General features: G+C 61.0%; 9 protein-coding genes. 6 read left to right on the top strand and 3 right to left on the bottom strand.

Annotation, left to right across the window (positions count from 1 at the left end):
* Positions 1 to 95: 95 nt before the first annotated feature.
* On the top strand, positions 96 to 1,535 hold the full coding sequence (locus tag HK22_RS07670; RefSeq protein ID WP_086648865.1) for an NAD(P)-dependent oxidoreductase: 1,440 nt from the start codon (positions 96 to 98) through the stop codon (positions 1,533 to 1,535).
* Positions 1,532 to 6,052 (top strand): glutamate synthase large subunit, encoded by a 4,521-nt coding sequence (gene gltB, locus HK22_RS07665; protein ID WP_086648864.1) that lies wholly within the window; start codon positions 1,532 to 1,534, stop codon positions 6,050 to 6,052. The genes HK22_RS07670 and gltB overlap by 4 nt, the downstream gene beginning before the upstream one ends.
* 6 nt (positions 6,053 to 6,058) lie before the next feature.
* Here the strand turns inward: gltB and HK22_RS07660 are convergent, their stop codons facing one another.
* Positions 6,059 to 7,192: an acyltransferase gene (locus HK22_RS07660; protein WP_086648863.1), complete on the bottom strand. Its 1,134-nt coding sequence runs from the start codon at positions 7,190 to 7,192 to the stop codon at positions 6,059 to 6,061.
* Positions 7,193 to 7,315: 123 nt separating this feature from the next.
* Here HK22_RS07660 and HK22_RS07655 point away from each other — a divergent pair, with 123 nt between their 5' ends.
* Complete coding sequence (locus tag HK22_RS07655; protein ID WP_086648862.1) at positions 7,316 to 9,124, top strand: M3 family oligoendopeptidase; 1,809 nt, start codon at positions 7,316 to 7,318, stop codon at positions 9,122 to 9,124.
* Between the two features lie 8 nt (positions 9,125 to 9,132).
* A complete protein-coding gene (locus HK22_RS07650) occupies positions 9,133 to 10,494 on the top strand; it encodes an AarF/ABC1/UbiB kinase family protein (RefSeq protein WP_086648861.1) in 1,362 nt (453 codons plus the stop codon).
* 26 nt (positions 10,495 to 10,520) lie between these two features.
* Here HK22_RS07650 and HK22_RS07645 read toward each other — a convergent pair whose 3' ends face one another.
* Entirely contained in the window at positions 10,521 to 10,940 is a 420-nt protein-coding gene (locus HK22_RS07645; RefSeq protein ID WP_086648860.1) for an Lrp/AsnC family transcriptional regulator, read from the bottom strand.
* Positions 10,941 to 11,065: 125 nt separating this feature from the next.
* Between HK22_RS07645 and HK22_RS07640 the strand changes: the two genes are divergently transcribed.
* Entirely contained in the window at positions 11,066 to 12,082 is a 1,017-nt protein-coding gene (locus HK22_RS07640; protein ID WP_086648859.1) for an ornithine cyclodeaminase, read from the top strand.
* A gap of 27 nt (positions 12,083 to 12,109) precedes the next feature.
* A complete protein-coding gene (gene ctlX, locus HK22_RS07635) occupies positions 12,110 to 13,039 on the top strand; it encodes a citrulline utilization hydrolase CtlX (protein ID WP_086648858.1) in 930 nt (309 codons plus the stop codon).
* 20 nt (positions 13,040 to 13,059) lie between these two features.
* Here the strand turns inward: ctlX and HK22_RS07630 are convergent, their stop codons facing one another.
* The gene (locus tag HK22_RS07630) at positions 13,060 to 13,473 is read right to left on the bottom strand and encodes a hypothetical protein (RefSeq protein ID WP_086648857.1); all 414 of its coding nucleotides are present in this window, start codon (positions 13,471 to 13,473) and stop codon (positions 13,060 to 13,062) included.
* Positions 13,474 to 13,563 lie beyond the last annotated feature (90 nt).

The raw sequence follows: 13,563 nt of genomic DNA, 5'->3' as shown, positions 1-13,563 counted from the left end.
CCATTTCACGCGAAAGGTCAGTATCACTGACTGTTATTGGATAAAGTGACGGAATAGCTGCATTCTCACTCGCATGTTTGCAGGAGACACGACGCATGGCCGAACGGATGTTGCAGTTCGTCACCCACCCCCAGGTGCTTCCGGAGAAGCGCGACGCCGCTGAACGCCGTCAGGACTTCGGGGAGATTTATCGTGGGTTCGCGCGCAGCCGGGCGGAAGAGCAGGCGTCGCGGTGTTCGCAGTGCGGGATTCCGTTCTGCTCCGTGCATTGCCCGCTGGGGAACAACATTCCCGACTGGCTGAAGCTGACGGCCGAGGACCGGCTTGAGGAAGCGTATGAGATGTCGTCCGCGACGAATACGTTCCCGGAGATCTGCGGGCGGATCTGTCCGCAGGACCGGCTGTGCGAAGGCAACTGCGTCATCAACAAGGGCTTCGAGAGCGTCACCATTGGTGCTGTCGAGCGGTTCATTACCGAAAATGCGTTCGAGCAGGGCTGGGTGAAGCCGGCGCTCCCGGATCGTGAACTCGGGCGCCGTGTCGGAATCGTAGGGTCCGGGCCCGCTGGTCTGGCCTGTGCGGAGCGGCTGCGGGCGCAGGGTTATGAGGTTCATGTCTATGAGCGTCAGGACCGTGTGGGCGGGCTCATGACGTACGGTATTCCGAGCTTCAAGCTGGAAAAGCATGTCATGGCGCGGCGTCACGCGCTGCTGGAGGCGCAGGGGATCGTCTTCCACCTCTCCACGCCTGTTGGTTCGGGCGAGGGCGAGACGGCGCTTGAGGATCTGCGGGCGCGGCATGATGCGGTATTTCTCGCAACAGGCGTGTATCGCTCGCGTGATGTGAAGGTGCCGGGGGCCGGGCTTGAGGGTGTTGTCGATGCGATCGACTTCCTGACGGCATCTAACCGTCGGGGCTATGATGAGGATCCGGGCGAGGACGCGGCGCTTCATGCGAAGGGGCGTCGGGTCGTGGTGATTGGCGGTGGTGACACGGCCATGGACTGCGTGCGCACGTCGATCCGTCAGGGTGCCGAGCGTGTGACATGCGTTTACCGTCGGGACCGGGCGAATATGCCGGGGTCGCGACAGGAAGTTTACAATGCCGAGGAAGAAGGCGCGCATTTCGAATGGCTGGCCTCGCCGGAAGCGTTTCTGGGCGATGGCAGCGTGTCGGGTGTACGGGTGCTGAAGATGCGTCTGGGTTCTCCGGATGCATCGGGGCGCCGGTCCATCGAGGGCACGGGGCAGCATGACGTGATCGAGGGCGATCTGGTCATCAAGGCTCTTGGCTTTGATCCCGAGGATCTGCCGGGGCAGTTCAACGCGCCTGAGCTGACCGTGACGCGCTGGGGCACGCTGACGGTGCCGCCGGGGGGCTTTGAGACGAGCCTGCCGGGTGTGTTCGCCGGGGGCGACATTGTGCGCGGAGCGAGCCTTGTTGTCTGGGCGATCAAGGACGGCCGGGATGCGGCCGATGCGATCCATCATCATCTGACTGAAACAGTAACCGGTTCTCTGGAGGCCGCGGAATGACACAGAATAACGATTTCATCCGCGAGTATGCTGAGAACGTCGAACGGCTGAAGGGGCTGTATGACCCGTCGCAGGAGCGCGATTCCTGTGGTGTGGGTCTGGTCGCGGCGCTGGACGGCAAGCCGTCGCGCAGTGTGGTTCAGGCGGGCATCGAGGCGCTGGGCAATATCTGGCATCGCGGTGCGGTGGATGCAGACGGCAAGACCGGCGATGGCGCGGGCATTCATGTGGAAATCCCGCAGGATTTCTTTGCCGAGGCGATCCATAACGGCTCCAGCGACGATACGATCGACGGTCGCATTGCGGTGGGCATGGTGTTCCTGCCCAAGACCGATCTCGGTTCGCAGGAGCGTGGCCGCCAGATCATTGAGACGGAGATCCTGAACTTCGGTTACGGGATCTATGGCTGGCGTCAGGTGCCGATCGATACGGCGTGCATTGGCGAGAAGGCCAACCAGACGCGGCCGGAGATCGAGCAGATCATGATCCGCAACCGGCTTGGCCGGTCCGAGGACGAGTTCGAGCGTGACCTGTATGTGTTGCGTCGGCGGATCGAGAAGCAGGCGACGGCGCAGCAGGTTGATCTGTATGTGTGTTCGATGTCTTGCCGCTCGGTGATCTACAAGGGCATGTTCCTGGCCGAAAACCTGACGGATTTTTATCCGGATCTGCTGGATGAGCGGTTTGTGTCGCGGTTTGCGATCTACCATCAGCGGTATTCAACCAATACGTTCCCGACCTGGAAGCTGGCCCAGCCGTTCCGCAAGGTGGCGCATAACGGCGAAATCAATACGATTTCGGGCAACACGAACTGGATGCGCTCGCATGAGACGCGGCTCGCACACCCGGAGCTGGACCCGTACATGGCGGATCTCAAGCCTGTCGTGCAGGCGGCCGGTTCGGACACGGCAGTGCTGGACAATGTGTTCGAGCTGCTGACCTTCGCCGGGCGGGACGCGCCGATGGCGAAGACGATGCTGGTGCCGGCTTCTGGCGGTGCGAATTCGGCGATGTCTGACGCGGCGCGGGCGCTGTTTCGGTACTGCAATGCGGTGATCGAGCCCTGGGATGGTCCGGCGGCGCTGTGTGCGACGGATGGGCGCTGGGTCGTGGCCGGGCTGGATCGCGCCGGGCTGCGCCCGTTGCGGTACAGCATCACGCAGGATGGTCTGCTTATCGTGGGCTCCGAGACGGGGATGGTCCGGGTGCCGGATGCGCGCGTCAAAAGCCGCGGGCGGCTTGGTCCGGGGCAGACGCTGGCGCTCGATCTGAAGGAAGGGCGGCTTTACCAGTCTGAAGAGCTGCTCGAGATGCTGGCGTCGCGTCAGGATTTCCAGGGCTGGGTGAAGCGCATCCGCGATATCGAGCCAATCGTGCGCGATGTTGTGGAGCCTGAGGCGCTGGACCCGGATGTGCTGCGGCGGCATCAGGTGGCGGTCAGTCTGACGCATGAGGAACTGGAGACCATTCTGCACCCGATGGTGGAGAATGCGGCCGAGGCTCTGGGCTCGATGGGTGATGATACGCCGCTTCAGGTCCTGTCGAAGATCTATCGCGGGTTGTCGCATTATTTCCGTCAGGGATTCAGCCAGGTCACGAATCCGCCGATCGATTCCCTGCGTGAGACGCGGGTGATGAGCCTGATTACGCGGCTGGGCAATCTGGGGAACATCCTCGATCAGGCGCCGGAGCAGTGCGATCTGTTGCAGCTGCCGAGCCCTGTGCTCACGATTGGTGAGTTCGACGAGCTGCGGAAGGTCTGTGGCGAGAATGCGGGCGTGATCGACTGCACCTTTCCGGCTGAAGAGGGCGAGGAAGGTCTGCGGGCGGCGATTGCGTCCATCCGGACGCAGGCTGAGGATCATGTTCGTGGCGGGTGCACGCATCTGTTCCTGACGGATGACAATACGGATGCGACGCGCGTTGCGATTCCGATGATCCTCGCCACCGCAGCCGTGCATATCCATCTGGTGCGCAATTCGCTGCGGACGTTCACGTCGCTGAACGTGCGGACGTCCGGGGCGATTGATGTTCATGCGATTGCCGTGACGATCGGTGTGGGTGCGACGACGGTGAATCCGGCTCTGGCGCAGTATTGCGTGGCGGACCGGCTGCGGCGCGGGCTGTTCGGCAAGATGTCGTTGCGTGAGGCGATGGAGCGGTATCGCAAGGCCGTGGACAAGGGTCTGTTGAAGATCATGTCCAAGTCGGGCATTTCGATCATTTCGGCCTATCGTGGCGGGTATAATTTCGAGGCAATCGGGCTGTCCCGTGCGCTGGTAGCAGAGTTCTTCCCGGGCATGCCGTCGCGGATTTCGGGGATTGGTCTGCCGGGAATTGCGCGGAACGTTCTTGGCGCACATGCGGCCGCGTGGAACCGGAAGGTCGAGGCGCTGCCGGTCGGCGGACGCTACAAGCTGCGCCGTCAGGGTGAGACGCATGCGTTCTCCGGGCAGCTTGTGCACATGCTTCAGAGTGCAGTGACGGCGAACAGCTTTACGCTTTACAGGCGCTATGCGGATGCAGTGCGCCAGATGCCGCCGGTGGCGCTGCGCGATCTGCTGGATTTCAAGCCGCTTCATGCGCCGGTTCCGGTGGACGAAGTAGAAAGCATCACGCAGATCCGCCGTCGTCTGGTGGCACCGGGAATTTCGCTGGGCGCTCTGAGCCCCGAGGCGCATGAGACGCTGGCGATTGCCATGAACCGGATTGGTGCGAAGTCCGATTCCGGTGAGGGTGGCGAGGATGCCGAGCGCTCCAAGCCGCGTCCGAACGGGGACAATGCGTCTTCGGCGATCAAGCAGGTGGCGTCCGGGCGTTTTGGCGTGACCGCGCAGTATCTTAATGACTGCCGCGAGATCGAGATCAAGATGGCGCAGGGTGCGAAGCCCGGCGAGGGCGGGCAGCTTCCGGGCTTTAAGGTGACGGAACTGATCGGGCGTCTGCGTCATGCGACGCCGGGGGTGACGCTGATTTCGCCGCCGCCGCATCACGACATCTATTCGATCGAGGATCTGGCGCAGCTCATTTACGATCTCAAGCAGATCAATCCGACGGCGACCGTCACGGTCAAGCTGGTGGCGCGGACGGGCATTGGCACGATTGCGGCCGGTGTTGCGAAAGCCAAAGCGGATGCGATCCTGATTTCCGGCCATTCGGGAGGGACGGGTGCGAGCCCGCAGTCTTCGATCCATTATGCGGGTCTGCCGTGGGAAATGGGGCTGTCGGAGGCGCATCAGGTGCTGATGCTGAACCGGCTGCGTCATCGTCTGGTGCTGCGGACGGATGGCGGCATCAAGACTGGCCGCGACGTTGTCATGGCGGCGATGCTGGGCGCGGAAGAGTTCGGCATTGGTACGGCCGCGCTCGTGGCGATGGGTTGCATTATGGTGCGCCAGTGCCACTCCAACACCTGTCCGGTGGGCGTGTGTGTGCAGGACGAGAAGCTGCGCGAGAAGTTCGGGGGATCGCCGGAGAAGGTCATCAACCTGTTCACGCTGATTGCGGAAGACATCCGGCATATTCTGGCGGATCTGGGCGTGCGGTCGCTTGAAGAGGTGATCGGACGGACGGATATGCTGCGTCAGGTGTCGCGTGGTGCGGATTATCTGGATGATTTGGATCTGAACTCCCTGCTGGTTCAGGCCGATCCGGGCGAGCATGCGCGTTACTGCACCCGTGAAGGGCGTAACGAAGTACCGGAGACGCTGGACGGGCAGATCATCCCGGATGCGACCGCGCTGTTCGAGCGTCGGGAGAAGCTGCACCTGCATTACACCGTGCAGAACACCCATCGTGCGATCGGTACGCGGGTTTCGGGGCTGATCACGCGCAAATTCGGCATGAAGGAGCTTCCGGAAGGCCAGCTCACGCTGTCGCTGCGCGGGTCTGCCGGGCAGTCTCTGGGTGCGTTTGGTGTGCAGGGGCTCAAGATCGAAGTCGAGGGCGATGCTAACGACTATGTTGGCAAGGGGCTTTCGGGCGCGACGATCGTTGTCCGCAAGTCACCGGCGGCGCAGTGGGCGTCCGAGCAGAGCGCGATCATCGGCAATACGGTTCTGTACGGGGCGACGGCGGGGACGCTGTTTGCAGCCGGGCAGGCGGGTGAGCGCTTTGCGGTGCGAAACTCCGGTGCGACGGCGGTGGTCGAAGGCTGTGGCTCGAATGGCTGCGAATACATGACCGGCGGGACGGTCGTGATCCTTGGGGAGACGGGCGACAATTTCGGTGCCGGTTTCACGGGGGGCATGGCTTATGTGCTGGACGTGAAGGGGCGGTTCGAGGCGCAGATCAACCCCGATACGGTGATCTGGAGCCGTGTGCAGGCTGGCAGCCGCTGGGATCAGGAGCTTCGGGCGCTGGTTGAGCGGCATGTGGCGGAGACGGGCAGCACCTATGCCGAGGATCTTCTGCACTGCTGGGAGCGGACGCTGGAGCGGTTCTGGCATGTTGTGCCGCGCGATTATGCGCGGATCATCGGCTATGTTCAGGAAGATCTGTCCCAGCTTTCGGCCTGAGGCGCGTTATCCCTGCCTGGGGCGGAGTTTCAGGCAGGGGCGCTCCACGAGGCGCCATGACAGGATCGCGCCACCGATCGTGGTGAGGAGCGTGAAGATCACGGCATGTCTGCGGCCGAGGCCGTATCGGGCCTGAAGGTCGCCAGCCATCATCACCAGCGGGAGATGGCACAGATAAAGCCCGTAGCTGTGGGTGCTGAGGCTGCGGACCGCCGGGCCGATCAGGGGCGGCAGGGTTCGCAGGCGCATCATCGCGGGCATGCAGAGTGCGTAGCCGAAGCCCACGACATCGAAAATCGCCATGGTCTGAAAATGGTGTGTCCAGAGCGGGATGGGCAAAAGGTCTGCCAGCCATGTCGTCAGGACAATCCCCGTGCCGATGAGGGCCAGTGGGATGTGCAGGCGGGAAACGGTTTTCGCGTATCGGGTGAGGCATGCAGCAGTAATGCCCCATGCAATCGAGTCGAAACGGCAGGGAACGATCTTGCTGGTGACCTCGTCCCAGTTGACGTCTGCGGGCAGAGATAGCCGCCAGCAGAGCGGCACGATGAAGAAGGCTGCAAGCGTGCTTCCAAAGGCCAGGGCCGGTTTGACGCGGCAGGCGAGAAGGGTGAGCAGCAGGGCGGGGAAGGTAATGTAGAACCATTCCTCCACGCAGAGTGACCATGTGACGCCATACCAGTTCGAGACCATGGGCCAGCCGAGATTTTGCGTCAGGGTCAGGAACCATGGCAGGACGCGGCGGGCCTCGTCCCAGACCACGCCATAGGGACCGAAATAAGCGAGCGGGATCAGCAGAAAGAACAGCCAGACATAATAGGCCGGGAGGGTTCGCATCCATCGGCGGATAAGGAAAATGCCCCAGCCTTTCAGGGAGGTTCCGCGTTCCAGCAGGTCCAGCATGATCGTGCCGATCAGGAAGCCGCTGAGGACGAAGAACAGCATCACACCGTAGAAGCCCAGCACCGCAAGATGGAACGGGAGTGTGCGGTGCCACCAGTCCAGAAACAGGCTTCCGTCATGGCAGATCAGGACATCGAGAATGGCGACCGAACGCACCAGATCGGGGCCTGCGATTCGCTCCCGAAGATTTTCAAAGGATGTCAGGCGCTCAGATGCCTGGGGGGGGTATTTATGCATGAAGTGGCGGAAGATCCGGGGTTGCGGGCTGTGTTGCGGTTGGGCGGCGGTTTTACACTACGGATTTGTCATCAACATCCCGTTTGACGGCGGGGATTGTGGCTCTAAGGTCAGGGTATGACCATGCTCTTTTCTGCCGCTGACGGCACGCCCAATTCGTCCTCCGGGGAGCAGATGCCCCCCCGCTGGGACCTCTCCGATCTCTATGCTTCGCCGGAAGATCCGGTGCTGGCGGCGGATTTTGATCGCTGGGCGGGGGAGGCGCGCCGTTTCTGTGAGACGTACAAAGGACGTCTGGGCGATCTGGGCGGGGCGGAACTCGCTGCGGCCTTCGCCGAATATGAGGCGATCGAGGAAGGTCTCGGGAAGATCGGGTCGTTCTCCAGCCTGGGCTTTGCTGCGCATACGACTGACCCGGTCTGGGGGCGGTTCGCGCAGGGTGTGCAGGAGCGGATGACGGAGGTGGCCTCCGACCTGATGTTCTTCACGCTGGAGCTGAACCGGATCGCGGACGAGGATCTGGCACAGATCTGCGAAGCGCCGGAAATGCGCAAATGGGATGCGTATCTGCGGGATCTGCGGATGTACCGGCCCTATCAGCTTTCTGATGAGGTCGAGCAGGTGCTGATGGACAAGTCGGTGACGGGGCGAAATGCCTGGAACCGGCTGTTCGATGAAACCATGGCGACGCTGAGTGTCACGATCGACGGCGAGGAAAAGCCGCTGGGCGAGGCGTTCAACCTGCTGACGAATGCGGACCGTGCCAAGCGTGAGGCTGCGGCGCAGCAGATCAGTGCGGTTCTGGGTGAAAACTCGCGGCTGTTGACGATGATTACCAACACGCTCGCCAAGGACAAGGCGATCGGGGATAAGCTGCGTGGTTATCCGCGCCCGACGAGTTCGCGCAATCTGGCGAACATGGTTGAGGACGAGGTCGTTGATGCGCTGGTGGGCGCGGTGGACGAGGCCTATCCGCGGCTGGCGCACCGGTATTATGCGCTCAAGGCCAAGTGGCTCGGGCTTGAGAAGCTGGAGCACTGGGACCGCAATGCGCCGTTGCCGGGTGTCGAGGTGCGGAAGATCGACTGGGAGCAGGGCAAGGAGATTGTGCGCACGGCCTATGCCGGGTTTGATCCGGGTCTGGGCGAGATCGTGAACCGGTTCCTGACGCATCCTTGGATTGATGCGGCACCCGTGGCGGGCAAGTCTTCGGGGGCGTTCTCGCATTCCTGCGTGCCGTCAGTGCATCCCTACATCCTGATGAACTATCGCGGGCAGCCGCGGGATGTCATGACGCTGGCGCATGAGCTGGGACATGGCGTGCACCAGACGTTGGCCGGGAAAAAGCAGGGCTATCTGAACGCCGATACGCCGCTCACGCTGGCGGAGACGGCGTCGGTGTTTGGCGAGATGCTGACGTTCCAGTCATTGCTGGATGCGGAGAGCGATCCGAAGCGCCGTCGTCACATGCTGGCGGCAAAAGTCGAGGACATGCTGAACACGGTCGTCCGGCAGATCGCGTTTTATCAGTTTGAAGTGAAGGTTCATGACGAGCGCGCGAAGGGCGAACTTTCGCCGGAGCGTCTGGGAGAAATCTGGCGTGAGGTCCAGGTGCGGAGTCTGGGGCCTGTGTTCCACTTCACACCGGATTATGACCTCTACTGGTCGTATATTCCGCATTTCGTGCATTCCCCGTTCTATGTTTATGCGTATGCTTTCGGGGACTGTCTGGTGAATGCGCTTTATGGTGTTTATCAGGAAAAACCTGAGGGTTTTGCTGCGAAATACCGCACCATGCTCGAAGCGGGCGGGACGCTGCGACACAAGGAACTGCTCGCGCCGTTCGGACTTGATGCGACAGATCCGGGTTTCTGGCGTAAAGGACTGGATGTGATCTCGGGGCTGATTGATCAGCTCGAGCAGGAGGACTGAGGAGCATCATGACGAGGGATCTCGACAACACCGGCCTTATGGGGGAACTGCGTCGCATGGCGCGGACTTCCGGCGCGGTCGGCGGTATTGCGGCGCGGATGGCGGGCAACCGTCTGGGCTTCAAGACGGACAAGGGCGTTCATGCAGAGGGCCTGAAGTCGGCGTTGGGAAACCTCAAGGGCCCGCTGATGAAGGCGGCCCAGCTTCTCTCCACTATCCCGGGTGCGCTTCCAGATGAATATGCGGAAGAACTGGCGCATCTGCAGTCCAACGCGCCGCCGATGGGCTGGAGCTTTGTGCGCCGTCGGATGCAGGCGGAGCTTGGGGCGGGGTGGGAAAAGCATTTCCGCTCCTTCAGCCATGAAGCCGTGGCGGCAGCGTCGCTCGGACAGGTGCACCGGGCGCGTCTAGTCGATGGGCGCGAGGTGGCGTGCAAATTGCAGTATCCGGATATGCAGGCTGCTGTGGATTCGGATCTGCGGCAGTTCCGGGCGGCTTTGGGCATTTACAAGCAGTTCGAGACGACGATCCGGCAGGATGAGGTTTATACAGAACTCGCGGACCGACTGCGCGAAGAGCTGGATTACCGGCGGGAAGCGAGCCATTTGCGGCTGTATCGGGACATGCTTTCCGAGACGCCCGAGGTGACGGTTCCGGCGCCGGTGGAGGAACTGTCCACCGGACGGCTGCTGACGATGGATTGGGTGAGCGGCCGAAGCATGCGGGTCGTTCTGGGCGAAAATCTGCCGCTGGAAGATCGCAACGCGATGGCCACGGCATTGTTCAAGGCCTGGTACACGCCGGTCTATCGCTATGGTGTCATTCACGGTGATCCGCATATGGGCAACTTCACCGTGCGGGACGACTATGGTCTGAACCTGCTGGATTTCGGAGCTGTGCGGATCTTCTCGCCGCGTTTTGTGGAGGGGATCATTGATCTGTTCACGGCCCTGCGTGAGAACAACGAGGAAATGGCCTTCCATGCCTACAGCAAGTGGGGCTTCGTCGGAATCTCGCGTGAGACGGCGGGTATTCTGAATGAATGGGCACGCTTCTTCTATCGTCCGCTGATGACGGACCGGGTTTGCTCCATGCAGGAGAGCAACGATCCGGCGGAAGCGCGTCAGGTTCTGGAGAAGGTCTATGACGGGCTCAAGCGCACGGGAGGTGTGAAACTGCCGCGTGAGTTTGTGCTGATGGACCGCTCCGCGATCGGACTGGGGAGCGCGTTCCTGCGCCTGGAGGCGCGGCTGAACTGGCACAATATGTTCGAGGAACTGATCGAGGGCTTCGATGTGAATGTGCTGGCAGCACGGCAGAAAGAGGCTCTGGCGAAGGCGAAGGTGCCCCCGGCGCTGTCTTCGCTCTGAGACAAAACGGCCCACCTTCCTGCTGTTCAGATGGTGCTGAGGAGCAGGCTGGTTTCTGAGTTGAGAATGCCATCCGTCATGCGGACGTCGCGCAGAACGCGGTCGAAGTTCTGAAGTGTGTCTGTGCGGATTTCGGCGATCAGATCCCACGCGCCGTTCGTCGTGTGAAGGGCGTGAAGCTCGGAGATGGCGCGCAGGGAGCGGATAACCGCCGTCGTGGATTTTCCAGCGACTTCGATCAGCATGATGGCGCGGATTTCGTCGTGATGTTCGCGCGCTCGGACTGTGAAGCCCAGAATGGCGCCACTTTGCAGCAGGCGATCCAGCCGTGATTGTATGGTCGCGCGGGACACGCCCGCGATGGTGGCGAGTTTTGCGACGGGCGCGCGGCCATCTTCTCGCAGGACGGCAATCAGTTTGCGGTCGAGATCATCGAAAATATGCATCGGACATTATGATATTTCAGGATTGACGATCTGTCATAAGAATCCTGAAAGACTGTACAGATTGTGCATTCAAACCGCTTATTCGTGACGGCACCATTTTCCTGTAGCAGCAAGCAGGAGAGATCATGGTCCAGTATGTCGGTGTCGGGAACCTCATCAGTCTAGTGCGTGCGGTCGGGGTAGAAACCTTTTTGAGCGAACTTGCCGGGTTTATCGAAAACGATTTCCGGCGCTGGCCGGAATTTGACAAGACGCCGCGTGTGGCCAGCCATTCTGCCGAAGGCGTGATCGAACTGATGCCGACCGCTGATGCTGCGCTTTATGGTTTCAAATACGTCAACGGGCATCCCGGAAATACGCGGCAGGGTCTCCAGACCGTGACGGCATTCGGGGTGCTGTCGGATGTGGCGTCGGGGTATCCCCTGCTGCTGTCGGAAATGACGCTGTTGACGGCCCTGCGGACTGCGGCGACGTCTGCGCTGGCTGCGCGGTATCTTGCACGGCCCGACAGCAAAGTGATGGCGATGATCGGACTGGGTGCGCAATCCGAGTTTCAGGCGACGGCGTTCAGGGTGCTGCTGGGGATCACACATGTGCGGGTGTATGATGTCGATCCGGCTGCAGCTGAAAAATTCTGCCAGAACATGGCGGAAAGCGGGCTGGAAATTCTGGTGGAGCGGAGCAGTCAGGAGGCGGTGCTGGGCGCAGATGTGATTACCACCGTGACGGCCGACAAGCTGAAGGCGACCATCCTGTCAGACAACATGATTGGCGCCGGTGTTCATATCAATGCCGTGGGAGGCGACTGTCCTGGCAAGACGGAGCTTCAGGCAGATATTCTCAGGCGCGGGCGTGTTTTCGTGGAATATCCTGAACAGACGCGCATCGAAGGCGAGATCCAGCAGATGCCGGAAGATTTTCCGGTGACGGAGCTGTGGCAGGTCATCACCGGAGAGGCGGAGGGGCGTCGGTCTGGTCAGGAGATCACGATTTTTGATTCGGTCGGCTTTGCTACGGAAGATTTTTCGGCGCTGCGATATCTGCGCGACAAGGTTCAGGGAACCGGATTCTATACGGAGATCGACCTTGTGGCCGAACCGGAAGATCCCCGGAACCTGTTTGGTCTTTTGCAGCAAAACTGAATTTTTCTGGTCCATGGGAATACAGTGATGACGTCTTTCTCAATTCAGGCCCCCAGAGCGGTTGTCATGATCCGGCCGCATCATTTCCACCCCAATCCGGAGACGGAAGGGGACAATCTGTTCCAGACCCGTGATGGCACCCGGACGGGTGTAGAGATTGCGGAGCAGGCTTATGCCGAGGTCAGCCGGGCTGCGGAGAACCTCGAAAAAGCGGGGGTTCAGGTTCATCTGTTTGAGGATGAGGGCCGGGAGACGCCTGATTCCGTGTTTCCGAACAACTGGTTCTCGACGCATGCGGGCGGTCACGTCGCCATTTATCCGATGTTTTCACCGAACCGGCGGCGGGAGCGGCGTTCAGATGTGATTGAGATGCTGAAACAGCAGTATCGCGTTCAGGATGTCATTGATTATTCAGGGCTGGAGCAGGATGGCCTGTCGCTGGAAGGAACGGGGGCCATGGTTCTCGATCATATCAGCCGGATTGCGTATGCGGCGAAGTCCAACCGGACCAACGAAGTGGCCATGGAGCGCTTTTGCACGCATTTCAATTTCGAGCCGATCGTTTTCGATGCCGCAGATGAGGGCGGACGACTCATTTACCACACCAATGTCCTGATGTGTGTGGGAACGGAGTTTGCGCTGATCGGCCTGGAAACGATCGGTAATCCCGTCCGCCGTCGGGAGGTGCATGACAGGCTTGCAGAGAATGGTCGGGAGATCGTTGATCTTTCCCTTGGGCAGATCAACGATTTTGCAGGAAATGCTCTGGAGCTTTCGGGCGCCGGAGGGCGCGTTCTGGCGTTGTCACGCCGCGCCCTGACGGCGCTCCGGCCAGAGCAGATCCGGGCGATCGAACGTTCGGCCACGCTTTTGCCGCTCGACGTACCGACCATTGAACTGGCCGGTGGGTCTGTGCGCTGCATGATGGCGGGCATTCATCTGACCCGGCGCCCCTGAGGGAAGGGTCTTGAGGAAAATCAGAAGATTTCCTTGATGAGATCGTTGCCGATGCTGAATCCGGCACCGGCTTCGACAGAGCGGGCGAAGCCGGAATTGAGAATGTCCGAGATGAAGTTGTTGTCGGGCACGGACTGCACCGGCTGGACGGGGATCTGCTGCGTCGGAGCCTGATAGGGGTTTTGTGTGCCGTAATCGGGCTGAGCGTTGGCGAGGGCCGCGTGGAGCTGTTGCAGGAGGTTCGTGACCTGCTGCTGTTCAGCCTGGAAGGCGAGGGCGAGTTCGCGCAGGTCGAGAGACCATTCGCGGGCCTGCATGTCACCGGTCTGGGCAGCAACCTGCATCTTGGAGCCGAGAGCCTGAAGCGCCTGCGCGGATTGCTGGGCCTGCTGCTGGAGCTGGGTGTAGGTCTGCTCGATCGTCTGGACGTCCATGACGGTTTTTCCTTCAAAGAGACATGGCTGTTGATACCGCCGGGCTGCGAGTCTCTCCATCCCTTTCAGCAATAAAATGTCATAAAGATA

This window comes from Gluconobacter sp. DsW_056, from assembly GCF_002153595.1.
In the GTDB taxonomy this organism is placed as follows: Bacteria; Pseudomonadota; Alphaproteobacteria; order Acetobacterales; family Acetobacteraceae; genus Gluconobacter; species Gluconobacter albidus.
The sequence above is the reverse complement of the archived record's forward strand: the minus strand, read 5'-3'. Positions and strand labels throughout refer to the sequence as shown.